Below are 16,408 nucleotides of genomic sequence, written 5' to 3'. Positions count from 1 at the left end.
ACTCCAGACCCGCGGCCAAGGAGCAGGGACGTCAGCCGGGCCCGCCCGGCCGTTCGGGGGCCGTCTGAGCGACTCGGCCACACGCACCCGGCGGGGCGGGACAGCGCCGGCGTGCCGGTCCTCGCCGGGCGGCAACGCCCATCGGCCGACCGGCCCTTGGCGCCGCCTGGCACGATGCGGTCATGACGCAGGACATACAGACCCGTGGAGAGGCGCTCGTCACGGCCGCCCTGGCCGGGGACGCCGAGACCGCCCGCCGGCACACCGACTTCTTCGTGCTGCGCGGGTACGTGGACGAAGGCATCCCGTACTGGGAGCGGGCCGTGGCGGCGGGCGACGCCTTCTCGCACTACACCCTGGCCCGGTACCGGAAGATCCGGGGCGACCGGCGGGCGGCGGAAGCGCTCTACCGCGCCGTCGCCGCACGGCACCCCGGGTGCGCCCACGGCCTGGGCACACTGCTCCGCGAGGAGGGTGATCCGGAGGCCGCCGTCTGGTTCCGCCACGGCTGGGAGGAAGGGCGCGACCTCGACTGCAAGATCGAACTCGGCAGGCTCATCGCGGCCGGGGGGCGGCTCGACGAGGCGGCGGAGTTCCTGAGGAGCGGCATCGAACTGGGCGATGTCGCGGTCCTGCGCTGGGTCCGGCTCTTCGAGTCGGTTCGCGAGGACCTCGACCGTGTCGCGGCGGGGCTCGATGCCGCCGAGGCCACCGGGGACGCCGGGGACGCCGGGGCCACCGGGGACGCCGGGGCCACCGGGGCCACCGGGGACGCCGGGGCCACCGGGGCCACCGGGGACGCCGGGGCCACCGGGGCCACCGGGGCCACCGGGGACGCAGAGGAAGGGGACGCCGCCGCCGAGGCGCTGGGCCCGCTCCTCGACATGGAACAGCATTTCCGCGACTACCCGGGGCTGACGGCCGAGGCCGTCGGCTACTACCGCAGGGCTTCCGCGCTCAGCGCCGCCGCCCGCGTGGACCATGCCGTGTTCCTGACGGAGACCGGTGGAGAGGCCTCCTGGCCCGAGGCCCGGGCTCTGTTGCTCCAGGCCCACGAGGACGGCGACGAGGGCGCCGCGTACACGCTCGGTGTCCTGCACGAGCGGCGCGGCGACTTCGCGGACGCCGAGCGCTGGTACGTCGTCGCGGCGGCCCGCGGGCAGCAGCCGGCCCAGTGGAACCTGGGGCTCCTGTGCCGACGGCAGCGGCGGTACGAGGAGGCCGAACACTGGTTCCGGGAGGTCGGCGACGACGACGAGGACGTCGTCGAGCAGCTCGCCGGGATCGCCGCCGTCCGGGCGGGAGGTGACGTCGCCCCCGGCAAGGACCTGCGCCGGCTGCCCGGGCTGCGGGAGCGGGCCGAGGCGGGCGACGTGCACGCCTCGTACGCGTACGGGAAGATCCTCGGCGACTGGGGCGGCGCGGACGAACGCCATCTGGTCCGCTGGATCGAGCCCGCCGCGCTGGCCGGTGATCCCCAGGCCGCGTACGACCTCGCGGAGCTGTACAACACGCTGTACCGGGCCGTGGAGCGCGACCAGTGGTACCGGAAGGCCGCCGACGCCGGCCACCACGACGCGTGCGGTCGGATGGGGTGGCTCTCGGAGTACCACCGGGACCACCAGGAGGCCGAGCGCTGGTATGTGCGCGCGGCCGGTGACGGGTCCACGCTCCACCGCACGCACGCGGGCAGGCTGAAGGCCCAGCGCGGCGCGTACACCGAGGCGGAGCCCTTTCTCCGTACGGCCTGGGAGCAGGGCGGCGACTCCGTGTACAGGACCGAGGCCGCCGGGTACTACGGACTGGTGCTCCACCGGCTGGGCCGCCTCGCGGAGGCCGTCGAGCCGCTGCGGGCCGCCGCCGCACGCTGGGACGAAGATGTGCGCCCCCGCTACAGCCCGGACGACCTGGCCGTACTGTCCCGGACGGTCGACCCGGACGAGGAGTTGGCGAAAGTGGAGGCGGCGCTGACGGCGTGACACCACCGGCGGGCCCGACGGATGGCGCCTGCACGCCCGCCCGCGGGCCGCCGTCCCGACGCCGCCGGAGGGCGAGCCGGGGCGGGCGTCCGCACCCGTACACGGACACGCGGCCGGGGCGGGCCGCCGCACCCATACCCCCGTACCCGCCCACCGGACGCGTACGTCAGGCCCCTACGTCAGATACGTCAGACGCGCACGTCAGACCCGTACGTACGCCGCGAGGTGCTCCCCGGTGAGCGTGGAGCGGTCGGCGACCAGCTCGGACGGGGTGCCTTCGAAGACGACGCGTCCGCCGTCGTGCCCGGCGCCCGGGCCGAGGTCGATGATCCAGTCGGCGTGCGCCATCACCGCCTGGTGGTGCTCGACGACGATGACCGACTTACCGGAGTCCACCAGCCGGTCCAGCAGGCCGAGCAGCTGCTCGACATCGGCGAGATGCAGCCCGGCGGTCGGCTCGTCCAGTACGTAGACACCGCCCCTGTCGGCCATGTGCGTGGCCAGCTTGAGCCGCTGCCGCTCGCCGCCGGAGAGAGTGGTGAGCGGCTGGCCGAGAGTGAGATAGCCGAGCCCGACATCGTCGAGCCGGGTGAGGACGGCGTGTGCGGCCGGGGTCCGCGCCTCGCCCTCGCCGAAGAACCTCTCGGCCTCGGCCACCGACATCGCGAGCACTTCGCTGATGTCACGGCCGCCGAGATGGTGGTCGAGCACCGACGCCTCGAACCGCTTCCCCTCGCACACCTCGCAGACGGTGGCGACGCCCGCCATCATCGCCAGGTCGGTGTAGACCACTCCGGCGCCGTTGCAGTGGGGGCACGCGCCCTCGGAGTTGGCGCTGAAGAGCGCCGGTTTCACGCCGTTGGCCTTGGCGAACGCCTTGCGGATCGGGTCGAGGAGTCCGGTGTACGTGGCCGGGTTGCTCCGCCGTGAACCGCGGATCGGCTCCTGTCCGACCGACACCACCCCCTCGTCGGCGCGGACCGACCCGTGCACGAGGGAGCTCTTGCCGGAGCCTGCGACCCCGGTGACGACGGTGAGGACCCCGAGCGGGATGTCGACATCGACGTCGCGCAGGTTGTGTGCCCTCGCTCCGCGGATCTCCAGTTTCCCGGTGGGGGTCCGCACCTTCTCCTTGAGGGCGGACCGGTCGTCGAAATGGCGGCCGGTGAGGGTGGAGCCGGCCCGCAGTTCCGCGACAGTGCCCTCGAAGCAGACGGTGCCGCCCTCCGTACCCGCGCCGGGGCCGAGGTCGACCACATGGTCGGCGATCGCGATCGTCTCCGGCTTGTGCTCCACGACGAGCACCGTGTTGCCGTTGTCCCGAAGCCGCAGCAGCAGGTCGTTCATCCGCCGGATGTCGTGGGGGTGCAGGCCGATGGTCGGCTCGTCGAAGACGTAGGTCACATCGGTGAGCGAGGAGCCGAGATGGCGGACCAGCTTCACACGCTGCGCCTCACCGCCCGACAGCGAGCCCGACGGCCGGTCGAGCGAGAGATAACCGAGACCGATCTCCACGAACGAGTCGAGGGTCTGCCGCAGTTTCGTGAGGAGCGGCGCGACCGAGGGGTCGTCGACTCCGCGCGCCCACGCGGCCAGGTCGCTGATCTGCATCGCGCACACGTCGGCGATGCTGGTCCCGGCGATTTTCGACGACCGGGCCGCCTCGGCGAGCCTGGTGCCGTCGCACTCGGGGCAGACCGTGAAGGTGACCGCCCGGTCCACGAACGCCCTGATGTGCGGCTGCATCGCCTCCCGGTCCTTGGAGAGCATCGACTTCTGGACCCGGGGGACGAGCCCCTCGTAGGTCATGTTGATGCCCTCGATCTTCATCCTGGTCGGCTCGCGGTGGAGGAAGTCGTGCAGCTCCTTCTTGGTGTACTTGCGGATCGGCTTCTGCGGGTCGTAGAAGCCCGAGCTGCTGTAGAGCCGGTAGTTCCAGCCGCCCGCCTTGTAGCCGGGGACGGTGATGGCGCCGTCGGCGAGCGACTTGGAGTCGTCGAAGAGCTGGGCCAGGTCGATGTCGGTGACCGTGCCGCGGCCTTCGCAGCGCGGGCACATACCGCCGGTGACACTGAAGCTGCGCCGTTCCTTGACGGTCCTTCCGCCGCGCTCCATGGTGACCGCGCCCGCCCCGCTGACCGACGCGACGTTGAAGGAGAAGGCCTGGGGTGAGCCGATGTGCGGCTTGCCGAGCCGGCTGAAGAGGATGCGCAGCATCGCGTTGGCGTCGGTCGCGGTGCCGACGGTGGAGCGCGGGTCCGCACCGAGCCTCTGCTGGTCCACGATGATCGCGGTCGTCAGCCCTTCGAGTACGTCGGCGTCGGGCCGCCCCAGCGTCGGCATGAAGCCCTGCACGAAGGCGCTGTACGTCTCGTTGATCAGCCGCTGGGACTCGGCGGCGACCGTGCCGAACACCAGCGAGCTCTTGCCCGAGCCGGACACTCCGGTGAACACCGTCAGCCGGCGCTTCGGGATCTCGACGCTGACGTCCTTGAGGTTGTTCACCCGCGCACCGTGTACGCGGATCAGACCGTGGCTGTCGGCAACGTGCGGCGCGGGCGGCTGTGCGCCCTTCCCCGTCCTCTGGGCCATGCTTACCGTCTCTCCATCTTTCTCTCCGTCTTTCGTCTCCGTAAGTGCCAGGTCTCCGTAAGTGCCAGGGGGCGCGGCTCACGGGTCCTGGAGCAGCCCCAGCACATTACCGTCGGGGTCGGTGACGGTGGCCACCAGACGGCCCCCGCCGACGTCGTGCGCGGGCTCCTTCACGACGGCGCCCGCTGCGGTCACCTCGGCGAGCTTCGCCTCGATGTCCGGGACGTGCCAGTAGGCCACCGGCGCCGTCATCCCCTGCTGCGCGCCGCCCGGCACCAGCCCGATGTGCTGGCCCGCGACCTCGAAGCCGACGTAGTACGACTCGTCGGCCTGCGGCGGTACGCCGAGGAGGGCGGTGTAGACCGGCTTGGCGGCGGCGAGGTCGGAAACGGGGTGCAGAACGGTCTTGATCCCCTGGGTCGCGGAACCGGCGGAGCCGGCGGAGTCCGCAGAGCTGGTCATGGTCACTCCTGTGGTCGGACTGGTCGTGGACCGCTGTGGTCAGACTGGTCGTGGACCGCGTCCACCCCGGTGCGGGGACGCGATGTCCATGCTGGTCACGCTAGTGCGGGCGACCGAACCGTGCTTCTTGATTCCTGATCGGTTCCGGGTGCTGACACCGTTACTACCGACCGGTAGGGTCGGGGGCCCGAAGAACGGAGCCGCCATGCCCCGCACATTCTCCGTGTCCGGCAGCATCGTCGTCGATGCCCCGCCATCAGTGGTGTACGAGCAGGTCAGCAACCCCGCACGAATGGGACGGTGGAGTCCGGAGAACCTCGGGGCGACGCTGCGCGAGCCGGAGGGCACCGCGTTCACCGGCATGGTCTTCGACGGGCACAACAAACGCGGAGCCTTCCGCTGGACGACCCGCTGCACGGTGACCGCAGCCGACCCCGGCGAACGGTTCGCCTTCCGGGTACACGCCATCGGGATCAGGCGGCCCCGGCTGCGCGGCCCCATCGCCACCTGGGAGTACCGCTTCGAGAGCGCCGCCACGGGCACGAAGGTCACCGAGACCTGGACGGACGACCGGCGCCGCTGGCCGGACCCGGTGGCCAACGCCTTCGACCGGATCGCGACCCGCGGCCAGGTCTTCGCGGTGTTCCAGCAGAAGAACATCCGGACCACGCTGCACAACCTCAAGGCCGCCCTGGAGGCCCCATCGGGCTGAGGGACGGGCGACGCCGGAGCCGGGCCAGGACATCGCCGCAGCTGCCCGACGGACCGGACGGGGGCCGTCCGCGCCGGCCCGTCCGGCTCGGGCCGTATCCGCGAAGGGGCGGGATGCCCGGACCAGCGGACGGCCGGCTCAGCGGACGGCCGTGTCGAGGCGCAGGCTCCAGCGCCCCGGCAGTCCGGTCAGGGTCACCGTGGAGAGCGGCGGCACATCGACGTTCCAGTACGTCGACGGGGGCGCCTTGAGCGCGTAGACCAGGGCGGCACGGACGACGGTCGGCTCGGCGACCGCGACGATGGAGCCGTCGCACGGGGGCCGGGTCTCCAGCCAGTTCCCTATCCGTGAGATGAACCCCAGCAGCGATTCGCCGCCGTGCGGGGCCGAGCGCGGGTCGGAGAGCCAGACGTCGACCGCGGCGGGTTCGCGCGCCGTCACCTCGGCCAGGGTGAGCCCGCGCCAGCGGCCCATGTCGCAGTCGCTCAGGGCGGGTTGGAGCAGCGGCGCGAAGCCGAGCGCGTCGCCGGTGGCCCGGCTGCGTGCGGTGGGTGAGCAGTAGCGCAGCTCGGCCGCGGCCAGCGGGACGAGGGAGCTCGCCGAGAGCTGCACCTGGTGCCAGCCCGCGTGGTCGAGAGGCCGGTCGTCGTCGAAGCGCTCGGCAAGCCGGGAGGAACTGCGTGCGGCGGCGACCAGCGTGACGCGAACGCTCATGGCCGCGATCGTGCGACTGAAACCCCGGTGGGTCAAGAGTCGGCGGCACAACCGGCGCACGCGGGGTGCACGGCACGCGGGATGCACGGCACGCGGGGTGCTCGGTACGCGTGGCCCGCGCGCCCTCAGCCGAGCACCTCGTCGCACGCCGTGCGCAGCCGCCGTACCCCTTCGGCGATCTCGCCCGCCCCGGCCACCCCGGCGAAGCTGAGGCGCAGGTGCGGAGCGGGCGGTTCCGCGGAGAAGTAGGGGCGGCCCGGCGCCACCGCGACGCCGGCGCGCAGGGACGCCGAGACCACCGCTGCCTCGTCCGTGCCGTCGGGCAGCCGCAGCCAGAGGTGGTAGCCGCCGCTGGGGACGTACGGGAGGTCCAGTTCGGGGACGCTGCCGCGGAGCGCCGCCGTGAGGGTGTCCCTGCGGTCCTTCAACTGCCCGGAGACGGAACGGAGATGACGGTTCCAGGCGGGCGAGCCGACCAGTTCGACGGTGGCCTCCTGGAGCGGGCGCGGGACGAAGAAGCTGTCGACGACCTGGATCGAGCGCAGCCGCTCGTACACCGGGCCGCGGGCCGCCAGCACCCCGACCCGCAGGCTGGGCGATGTCGCCTTGGTGAGCGAGCAGACATGGACGACCACTCCGTCGTGGTCGTCGGTGGCCAGCGGTCTCGGCAGGGGCCCCGCGTCCTCGTGGACGAGCCTGCGGACGAAGTCGTCCTCGATGATGAACGCCCCCGCTTCACGGGCGATCCGCAGGACTTCCGGGCGGCGGGCGGTGCTGAGCACCGCCCCGGTCGGGTTCTGGAAGAGCGGCTGGCAGACGAAGACCCGGGAGCCGGTGGCGCGGAACGCGTCGGCGAGCAGCTCCGGGCGTACGCCGTCGGGATCCACCGGCACCGGCACCGGCCGCAGCCCCGCCGCGCGTGCGACGGCCAGCATGCCCGGATAGGTCGGGGACTCGACGAGCACGGAGGCGCCGGGCGGCGCGAGGGCGCGAAGCGCCGTACTGAGCGCGCTCTGGCCGCCCGCCGTGACCAGGACGTCGGCCGCGCCGACGGGGCCGCCGATCCCCCGTGCGAACCACTCGCGCAGCTCGGGGATGCCGTCGACCGGGGGCCTCCCCCAGGCCCCGGGCCTGCGGCCCGCTCTGGCGAGGGCGGCGGCCATGGCCTGCTCCGGCTGGAGCGAGGCGTGCAGATAGCCGCCGTTGAACTCGATGACGCCGGGCGGCGGCGCGGCGAGCGTGACCAGCACCCCGGACGCGTCCACGGCACGGGGCGCGGCGTCGGTCGCACCGTCGGCGCTGAGTGCGATCTCCTGCCAGGAGGTGTCACCGGGCGCCGGGACGTCCCTGCGTGGCCGCGCCCGGAACGCCCCGGCGCCCGGCCGGGTCACCACGAGCCCCTCGGCGGCGAGCTGGGCGAGCGCTCTGGACACCGTCACCGGGCTGACCCGATAGGACTCGACCATCGCCCGGCTCGACGGAAGCTTTCCATCAACCGGATAGCGGTTCAGCTCCGCTTTCAGGGATTTCACGAGTTCTGCCACGCTGCTACGCTCATACATGACACTACAGAATAGCGCTACCGAAGATCCCTCGATAGCAGTGAGCGGCCACGCGGACGGCGCTGCGGGCCGGACCGGCCACACAGCCCGCAGCGGCACCTCGCTCGCCGGGCTCGGCGTCATCGCGTTCTCGCTGACCTTTCCGGCGACCGCCTGGGGACTCGAAGGGTTCGGGCCCTGGTCGCTCGTCTCCGTACGCTGTGTGCTCGCCGCCCTGCTGGCGGGCGGCGCCCTGCTCGCCTCGCGCGCCCCGGTGCCCGAGCGGCGCCACTGGGCCGGTCTCGCGGTGGTGGCCGCCGGGGTGGTCCTGGGCTTCCCGCTGCTGACCACACTGGCGCTGCAGACCTCCACGACCTCGCACGCCGCTGTGGTCGTGGGGCTGCTGCCGCTCACCACGGCCGCCTTCTCCGCCCTGCGGACCGGCGCGCGCCCGTCCCGCGCCTTCTGGGCCGCCGCGCTGGCCGGAGCGGGCGTCGTGATCGCCTTCACCGTGCAGCAGTCCGGCGGGGCGGTGTCCCCGGGTGACATGTATCTCTTCGGCGCGCTGCTGATCTGTGCCGCCGGCTACACCGAGGGCGGCCGGCTGGCGCGCGAGATGCCGGGCTGGCGGGTGATCGGCTGGGCGCTGGTGCTCTGCCTGCCCCTGGCCGTGGCGGGGAGCGCGGTGGCGCTGACGCTGGAGCCCGTCCACCTCACCGCCCACAGCGTCGCCGGGGTGCTCTGGGTGGCGGCGGGCTCCCAGTTCCTGGGGCTTGTGGTCTGGTACCGCGGTATGGCGGAGATCGGTGTGGCCAGGGCCAGCCAGCTCCAGCTCGCCCAGCCGCTGCTGACTCTGGTCTGGTCGGTCCTGCTGCTGGGCGAGCATCTGCCGGTGGCCGCTCCCGTCGCGGCGGTCGCGGTGCTCGTCTGTATCGCGGTCACTCAGCGTTCCAGGACGAGATAGTCATGAATGCCCCTGTTTGCGCAGTGAGCGTTGGTTAACCCGGAGGCCCGGCCGCCCGCAGGTCAGGAGTAACGTCTGGGGGCCGGGCGGGCGCCGGAACCATACGGGGTACTCGCCCGCGACGATCTGCGAAAGGCTGGATGTGACCGACATCGAACGCGTCGGAGTGGTGGGCTGTGGCCAGATGGGCGCGGGAATCGCCGAGGTCTGTGCTCGCAGCGGCCTTGAGGTGATGGTCGCCGAGACCACCGGCGAGGCTCTGGAGATCGGCCGCACCAGGCTCCACAACTCCCTCTCGAAGGCCGCGGAGCGCGGCAAGATCACCGAGGAGGAGCGCGACGCGACGCTCGGCCGGCTGAGCTTCACGACCGACCTCGGGGAGTTCGCCGACCGCGACCTCGTCATCGAGGCCGTCGTGGAGAACGAGCAGGTGAAAACGGAGATCTTCCAGGTGCTCGACCAGGTGGTGACCCGGCAGGACGCGATCCTGGCCTCCAACACCTCCTCGATCCCGCTGGTGAAGCTGGCCGTCGCGACCTCCCGGCCCGACCAGGTGATGGGGATCCACTTCTTCAACCCCGCGCCCGTCCAGCAGCTCGTCGAACTGATCCCGGCGCTGACCACGTCCGAGGAGACGGTCACGCGCTCCGAGGCGCTGGTCCAGGGCATACTCGGCAAGCACGCGATCCGCGCCCAGGACCGCTCGGGCTTCGTGGTGAACGCCCTGCTCATCCCGTACCTGCTCTCCGCGATCCGGATGTTCGAGTCCGGCATCGCGAGCCGTGAGGACATCGACAACGGCATGGAGATGGGCTGCGCCCACCCGATGGGCCCGCTGAAGCTCGCGGACCTGATCGGTCTCGACACCGTCGCGTCCGTCGCCGACTCGATGTACGCCGAGTTCAAGGAGCCGCTGTACGCCGCTCCCCCGCTGCTGCAGCGCATGGTCGACGCGGGACGGCTCGGCCGCAAGACCGGCTCGGGCTTCTACCCGTACACCTGATCCGGCCGTACATCTGATCCGGACCGTCGGACCAGCGAGAAGTGAGGGGCGGGGGGGGGCCGGGCGCCCCCCCCCCCCCCCCCCCCCCCCACCCCTCACTCGCTGCCGGGCCCCTTCCCGGCGGTGCGGTACCAGAGCCGCCGCGCCGACCGGCCTGGTGCCGCCCCGGATGACCGGTGACGGTCTCAGAGCGCCGACCGCGCGGTACGGACCGGGTCCGGCCTGCCGAGCGTCCTGCTGCGGTCGTTACGCAGGACGAGCAGCGCCACATCGTCGGTGACACGGCCGCCGGTGTGCCGGAGCAGCGCCCGGTGCACCCGCTGGATCACCCGGGCGGGCGCGGGGACCCCGTCGGCCGCCGCGTCGCGGAGCACGTCATCGAGGCGGAAGAACCGGCCGCCCGGGTCCCGCGCGTCGGTGGCACCGTCGGTGTGCAGGAGGAGCGCGTCACCGGGGAGCAGCCGGCCGCACCGCCAGGACTCGACGGCCGCGGGCAGCGGGAACGTCCCCAGCGGAGGCAGCGGCTCTCCCCCGCGGACCCGTCCGGCCGCCTTCCCCAGCCGGTAGGGCCACGGATGCCCGCAGTTGACGGCGGTCATCCGGCCGTCCGGGTCGATCTCCAGGAGCAGTACGGTCACGAACTCCTCGGCCGACGGATGGCCGGGCTCGGCCCCGCCCGCCGCCGGGTGCTCCTGCCGGGAGCGCTCCCGCAGATGCCGTTCCAGTGCCCGCTCCAACCGCCTTGCCACGCCCGGCAGTCCGGGCTCGTCGTGCGCGGCCTCCCGGAAGCTGCCCAGGACCGCGGCCACCGCGCCGATCGCCGCGAGCCCGTGACCCCGTACGTCACCGATCACCAGCCGCACCCCGTGCACCGTGGCCAGCGCCTCGTAGAGGTCCCCGCCCACCACCGCGCCCCGGGAGGCGGAGAGCTGGCTCGCGGCGACGGTGAGACCGTCGATCCGGGCGGGCAGCGGCCTGAGCAGCACCCGCTGGGTGGCGCACGCGACGGCGCGCGCCTGCTTCAACTCCCTTACGGGGCCCAGCCGGACACCCGCGAGGACATAGCCGGCCAGCGAGAGCAGTGCGGCGCTGAGGGCGAGCCGGACCGTGATGCTGTCGTCGCCGGCCGGCGAGCGGACCAGCTCCCAGCCGACCACGGCGGCCAGCCCGAGCGCGGGAAGGCCGAAGACGACCGCTCCGCGCCACCCCCTGGTACGGATCATGACCCTGGTACGGATCATGCCGCCGGCCCCTTCACCCCGGGCCGTCCGGCGGTCGAGGGGGCGGGGTCGCGGGGTGTGGCGCACGGGTTCGGGGCGTTGTCGTCGGCCACCATGGCTCTTCTCCCACTCCCCAGGTGCCGGTCGTTCTTATGATCGGGCGGGTCGATTCTGTCGGCGGCGCGGCCCGTTGGCGTAGATCCGCAGCGCTTCTCACCCGAACGAGTGAGGGGCGCGCCCGGAGATCCGGACACGCCCCTCAGTGGTTCCCTTACGCCATGGGTTCCCGTGCGCCAGTGTTCCTGTACGCCCGTGGTTCCCGTGCGCGGAACGGCAGTTGGCGGTCAAGCGCCGCGCAGCACCGCCCCGGTCCGCTCCGCTGCGAGCGCCACGGCGGCGTCACGCGCGGCGGTGGCCTCGTCGACGGTCAGCGTGCGGTCGGCCGCGCGGAAGCGCAGCGCGTACGCCAGGGACTTGCGGCCCTCACCGATCTGCTCACCGGTGAAGACGTCGAACAGCCGCAGCGTTTCGAGGAGTTCACCGGCGCCCTCGTGCAGCGCCGCCTCGACGTCCACGGCCGGCACCCCGGCGGGAACGACGAGCGCGACATCCTGGGTCGCCACCGGGAAGGAGGAGATCCGGGGCGCGACGAGTGCGGTGGCCGCCCGCTCCAGCACATCGAGCTCCAGCTCCATGGCGCAGCTGCGCTCAGGGAGGTGGAACGCCTTGACGACGCGCGGATGCAGCTCGCCCGCGTGCCCGGCGAGGACTTCGGCCCCGTCGACGACGGCATACAGCGCGGCGCACCGGCCCGGGTGCCACGGCTCGTACCGGTCGCCCCGGACGATCAGCTCGACCCCGGCCTCGCGGGCGACGGTACGGGCCGCCTCGACGGCATCCGCCCAGTCGGCCGGACGGCCCTTGCCCCACCAGCCGGCCTGCTCACGGGCGCCGGCCAGGACGGCCGCGACGTGGCGCGGCTGACACGGCAGCACAGCGGTGATTCCGGCGATTTCCTCGTCGGTGGGCCTGCGGTCGACGGGCAGCCGCTCCGGCACCCGCTCGTCGCCGGTCGGCCGGAAGACCAGACCGGTCTCGAAGAGCGCGAGGTCCTGGGAGCCGCGCCCGGTGTTGCGCCGCAGCGCGCCGAGCAGCCCCGGCAGCAGCGTGGTGCGCAGCGCGGGCTCCTCGTCGGAGAGCGGGTTGACCAGCTTGACCGTGGTGCGGCGGGGGTCGTCGGCGGCCAGCCCGAGCTGGTCGAAGGCGGCGTCACCGGTGAACGGGTAGTTCAGCGCCTCGACGAAGCCGGCCCCGGCCAGCGCGCGGCCGACCCTGCGGTGCAGCCGCTGCCGCTCGGTGAGCCCCCGGCCGGCCGGCGGCCTCGGCAGCGTCGACGGGAGGTTCTCGTACCCCTCAAGACGGATGACCTCTTCGGCCAGGTCGTTGGGGTAGGCGAGGTCGGGGCGCCAGGACGGCACGGTGACGACGAGCTCGTCCTGCCCGTACACGTCGCAGCCGACCTGCTGGAGGCGGCGTACGACGGTCTCCCTGCCGTACGCCACGCCCGCCACCTTGTCCGGGTGGTCGGCCGGCATCTGGAGGGTGCGCGGCGCCGAGGGCGCGACGATCTCGGTGACCCCGGTCTCGGCGGTGCCGCCCGCGAGCAGCACCAGGAGGTCGACGGTCCGCTGGGCGGCGGCCGATGCCGCCTCCGGGTCGACGCCCCGCTCGAAGCGCTTGGACGCCTCGGACGGCAGCTTGTGGCGGCGTGCGGTGCGCGAGATGGAGAGCGCGTCGAAGTGCGCGGCCTCGATGATGACGTCGGTGGTGCCGCTGAGCCGGCCCGTCTCCGGGTCGGCGGTGACGTCGGCGATCTCGGTGTTGGCCCCGCCCATCACACCCGCGAGGCCGATGGGGCCGCGGTCGTCGGTGATGACCAGGTCCCCGGCGTCGAGGACCCGGGCGGTGCCGTCGAGCGTGGTGAACTTCTCGCCCGCCACAGCCCTGCGCACACCGATCGGACCCTCGATCCTGGCCCGGTCGTAGGCGTGCAGCGGCTGGCCGAGCTCCAGCATCACGTAGTTGGTGATGTCGACGGCGAGCGAGACCGGCCGCATTCCGGCCTTCTGGAGGCGGCGCTGGAGCCAGATCGGCGTGCGGGCCTCCAGGTCGAGGCCGGTGACGGTACGGGCGGTGAAGCGGTCGCAGCCGCGCGGGTCGGCGATCTTCACCGGGTAGCCGAACGCGTTGGGCGGCGCCACGTCGAGCAGCGCCGGGTCGCTCAGCGGCAGCCCGTAGGCGGTCGCGGTCTCGCGTGCGACGCCGCGGATCGACAGGGCGTAGCCGCGGTCGGGGGTGACGGCGATGTCGAGCACCTCGTCGACCAGCTGGAGCAGCGCGATGGCGTCGGTGCCGGGCTCGTGGCCGGGCGGCAGCACGATGATGCCGTGGCTGCCGTCATCCCCCATGCCCAGCTCGTCGCCCGAGCAGATCATGCCGTGCGAGGTCTTGCCGTACGTCTTGCGCGCGGCGATGGCGAAGTCGCCGGGCAGCACGGCGCCGGGCAGGACCACGACGACCTTGTCGCCGACGGAGAAGTTCCGGGCGCCGCAGACGATCTCCTGCGGTGCGCCGGTTCCGTTGGCGCTGCCGACGTCGACGGTGCAGAAGCGGATGGGCTTCTTGAACCCCTCCAGTTCCTCGATGGTCAGGACTTCGCCGACGACCAGCGGACCCTTGAGGCCCGCGCCGGTCTGCTCGACGGTCTCGACCTCCAGGCCGACGCCGACCAGCTTGGCCTGTACGTCACGGCCGGTCTCGGTGGCGGGGAGATCGACGTACTCCCGCAGCCAGGAAAGCGGGACCCGCATCAGATCTCCATCCCGAACGGCCGGGTGAACCGGATGTCACCCTCGACCATGTCTCGCATGTCTTCGACGTTGTGGCGGAACATCAGCATCCGTTCGATGCCGAACCCGAAGGCGAATCCGCTGTACTTCCGGGGGTCCACACCGCAGGCGGTGAGCACCTTGGGGTTGACCATCCCGCAGCCGCCCAGCTCGATCCAGCCCTCGCTGGAGCAGGTGCGGCACGGGCGGTCGGGGTTGCCGACCGAAGCGCCGCGGCAGACGTAGCACTCCATGTCCATCTCGGCGGACGGCTCGGTGAACGGGAAGTAGTTCGGGCGCAGCCGGGTCGTCATGTCCTGGCCGAAGAGCGCCTGCACCATGTGGTCCAGGGTGCCCTTGAGGTCGGCCATGGTGAGGCCCTCGTCCACGGCGAGCAGCTCGATCTGGTGGAAGACCGGTGTGTGCGTGGCGTCCAGCTCGTCGGTGCGGTAGACCCGCCCAGGGCAGACGACGTAGACGGGCGGCTCACGGTCGAGCAGAGTGCGGGCCTGGACGGGCGAGGTGTGCGTCCGCAGGACGACTCCGGACTCGTCGCCCTCGGTGCCCTCGGGGCCCTGGACGAAGAAGGTGTCCTGCATCTGCCGGGCCGGGTGGTCGGGCGTGAAGTTGAGGGCGTCGAAGTTGAACCACTCCGCCTCGACCTCGGGTCCTTCGGCGATCTCGTAGCCCATGGCCACGAAGATGTCGGAGACCCGCTCCATGAAGGTGGTCAGCGGGTGGCGGGCGCCGGCGGGCGTGCGGTCGTAGGGGAGTGTGACGTCCACCGCCTCCTCGACCAGGACCCGCTCGTCGCGCTCGGTCTCCAGCTCCGCCTGGCGGGCCGCGAGAGCCTTGTTCACGGCGCCGCGCGCCATGCCCACGCGCTTGCCCGCGTCGGCCTTGGCCTGCGGCGGCAGCGCGCCGATCTCGCGGTTGGCCAGGGCCAGCGGCGAGGTGCCGCCGGTGTGGGCCGTCTTGGCGTGTGCGAGCGCGTCGAGATCACCGGCGGCGGCGAAGGCGGCGAGCGCCTCGTCCCGCATCCGCTCGATCTCTTCCGGTTTCAGTGCCTCGACCTCAACAGGGTCGTACGACTTGTTCGGTGCCGACATCTCTTCCCGTACTTCCGATTGCTGGCTGAGGCGACCTGCTCGCCGACAGCGACGTCAAGGACGCAAACGTGCCAAAGGTCGATTCTAGAGGCCGCCAGGGGGCGGAGTGGCCCGCAGGTCCTCTAGGCCAGATAGGCCGGAGCCCCTACGGGCAGAATAAATCGGAACTCCGCACCGCCACCCGCCCCGCGGCCGACGGTGATCGTCCCGCCGTGCGCCTCGACGATGCCCTTGACGATGTACAGGCCGAGCCCGGTGCCACCGCGCTTGCTGCCCCGCCAGAAGCGGGTGAAGACGCGGCTCATCGACTCCTCGGGGATACCGGGGCCCTCGTCGGTCACTGTGACGCCCGTCCCCTTCTCGTCGTTCTTCGCGGCGGCTTCCGCCACCTCGATAGTGACGGTTCCCTCACCGTGGCGCACCGCGTTTTCCAGCAGGTTGCCGAGGATCTGGTCGATCTTGTCCGGGTCGGCCCAGAGATCGGGCAGCGGCTGCCGGATCCGGACCAGGAACCGGTCGGGGTCCTGGCCGGACGCGGTGTGGGCCTGGATGTGCCGGCTGACGGCGGCGCCGATGTCGACGGGCTGGCGGCGCAGCTCCAGGCGGCCCGAGTCGATGCGCGAGATGTCGAGCAGCTCGGCGATGAGCCGGGTGACGCGGTTGGCATCGGCGTCGACGGTCTCCAGCATGAGCCGCTTCTGTGCGTCGGTGAAGCGCTCCCACTTCGCGAGCAGCGTCGCCGTGAACCCTTTGACAGAGGTCAGCGGGGAGCGCAGTTCGTGCGCGACGGTGGCTATCAGCTCGGCGTGGCTGCGCTCGGTGCGGCGCCGCGCCTCGGTGCCCCGCAGCGAGACGACCACCCGCCGGACGGGCCCGGTGGGGTGCTCCCGTATGTAGCGCGCGGAGACCAGCACCTCGCGCCCGCCGGGCAGCAGCAGATTGCGCTCGGGCTGCCCGTAGCGGATGGCGAGCCCGCCGTACGGATCGGTCAGGGCCCACCAGCGGCGGCCCTTGAGGTCCTCCAGGGGCAGCGCCTGCTCCAGCGGGCGGCCCAGCGCCTCGGAGCGCGGTACGGCGGTGATCCGTGCGGCGGCGGTGTTGAAGCAGACGATCCGGCCGTGCTCGTCGGCGACGACCAGGCCGTCGGGGAGTTCGTCGGGGTTGACACCCGCTCCGCTATTGCCGAGCCGGCCCCCGCACTCCCGGGGTCAGTCAGGCTGTGGT

General features: G+C 72.5%; 11 protein-coding genes and 1 pseudogene. 4 read left to right on the top strand and 8 right to left on the bottom strand.

The features are described from left to right. The first annotated feature begins 182 nt into the window (after window positions 1–182). Window positions 183–1,979 carry a sel1 repeat family protein gene (locus ACFXBC_RS26080; RefSeq protein WP_385029185.1) on the top strand — a complete coding sequence of 599 codons (1,797 nt, stop codon included), beginning with the start codon at window positions 183–185 and terminating at the stop codon, window positions 1,977–1,979. A gap of 201 nt (window positions 1,980–2,180) precedes the next feature. Here ACFXBC_RS26080 and ACFXBC_RS26075 read toward each other — a convergent pair whose 3' ends face one another. Then, window positions 2,181–4,571, bottom strand: a complete 2,391-nt coding sequence (locus ACFXBC_RS26075; protein WP_385029182.1) for an ATP-binding cassette domain-containing protein — start codon at window positions 4,569–4,571, stop codon at window positions 2,181–2,183. A gap of 78 nt (window positions 4,572–4,649) precedes the next feature. Further along, entirely contained in the window at window positions 4,650–5,033 is a 384-nt protein-coding gene (locus ACFXBC_RS26070; protein ID WP_385029179.1) for a VOC family protein, read from the bottom strand. Between the two features lie 205 nt (window positions 5,034–5,238). On the opposite strand from ACFXBC_RS26070, the gene ACFXBC_RS26065 reads away from it, so the two are divergent. Then, on the top strand, window positions 5,239–5,745 hold the full coding sequence (locus tag ACFXBC_RS26065) for an SRPBCC family protein (protein ID WP_385029176.1): 507 nt from the start codon (window positions 5,239–5,241) through the stop codon (window positions 5,743–5,745). A 138-nt stretch (window positions 5,746–5,883) separates the two neighbouring features. Here ACFXBC_RS26065 and ACFXBC_RS26060 read toward each other — a convergent pair whose 3' ends face one another. Both ACFXBC_RS26060 and ACFXBC_RS26055 read right to left on the bottom strand, forming a co-directional pair. Continuing rightward, window positions 5,884–6,459, bottom strand: coding sequence for a histidine phosphatase family protein (locus ACFXBC_RS26060; protein ID WP_385029173.1), 576 nt, complete (start codon window positions 6,457–6,459; stop codon window positions 5,884–5,886). Between the two features lie 125 nt (window positions 6,460–6,584). After that, window positions 6,585–8,021 (bottom strand): PLP-dependent aminotransferase family protein, encoded by a 1,437-nt coding sequence (locus ACFXBC_RS26055; protein ID WP_385029170.1) that lies wholly within the window; start codon window positions 8,019–8,021, stop codon window positions 6,585–6,587. On the opposite strand from ACFXBC_RS26055, the gene ACFXBC_RS26050 reads away from it, so the two are divergent. After that, entirely contained in the window at window positions 8,020–8,964 is a 945-nt protein-coding gene (locus tag ACFXBC_RS26050) for a DMT family transporter (protein ID WP_385029167.1), read from the top strand. The genes ACFXBC_RS26055 and ACFXBC_RS26050 overlap by 2 nt on opposite strands. A 142-nt stretch (window positions 8,965–9,106) precedes the next feature. Then, a complete protein-coding gene (locus tag ACFXBC_RS26045; RefSeq protein WP_385029164.1) occupies window positions 9,107–9,967 on the top strand; it encodes a 3-hydroxybutyryl-CoA dehydrogenase in 861 nt (286 codons plus the stop codon). A gap of 185 nt (window positions 9,968–10,152) precedes the next feature. Here ACFXBC_RS26045 and ACFXBC_RS26040 read toward each other — a convergent pair whose 3' ends face one another. The 4 genes and pseudogenes from ACFXBC_RS26040 to ACFXBC_RS26025 form a co-directional block, all read right to left on the bottom strand. Beyond that, the gene (locus ACFXBC_RS26040; protein WP_385029161.1) at window positions 10,153–11,208 is read right to left on the bottom strand and encodes a PP2C family protein-serine/threonine phosphatase; all 1,056 of its coding nucleotides are present in this window, start codon (window positions 11,206–11,208) and stop codon (window positions 10,153–10,155) included. Between the two features lie 323 nt (window positions 11,209–11,531). Next, window positions 11,532–14,057 carry a phenylalanine--tRNA ligase subunit beta gene (gene pheT / locus ACFXBC_RS26035; RefSeq protein WP_385029158.1) on the bottom strand — a complete coding sequence of 842 codons (2,526 nt, stop codon included), beginning with the start codon at window positions 14,055–14,057 and terminating at the stop codon, window positions 11,532–11,534. After that, on the bottom strand, window positions 14,057–15,184 hold the full coding sequence (gene pheS, locus ACFXBC_RS26030) for a phenylalanine--tRNA ligase subunit alpha (protein ID WP_385029155.1): 1,128 nt from the start codon (window positions 15,182–15,184) through the stop codon (window positions 14,057–14,059). Before pheS ends, pheT begins: the two co-directional genes overlap by 1 nt. Window positions 15,185–15,306: 122 nt before the next feature. Then, window positions 15,307–16,359 (bottom strand): annotated as a pseudogene (locus ACFXBC_RS26025) (ATP-binding protein); the annotation flags it as partial. Between the last annotated feature and the right edge of the window lie 49 nt (window positions 16,360–16,408).

This window comes from Streptomyces sp. NPDC059398 (assembly GCF_042751845.1).
Classification (GTDB): domain Bacteria; phylum Actinomycetota; class Actinomycetes; order Streptomycetales; family Streptomycetaceae; genus Streptomyces.
The sequence above is the reverse complement of the archived record's forward strand: the minus strand, read 5'-3'. Positions and strand labels throughout refer to the sequence as shown.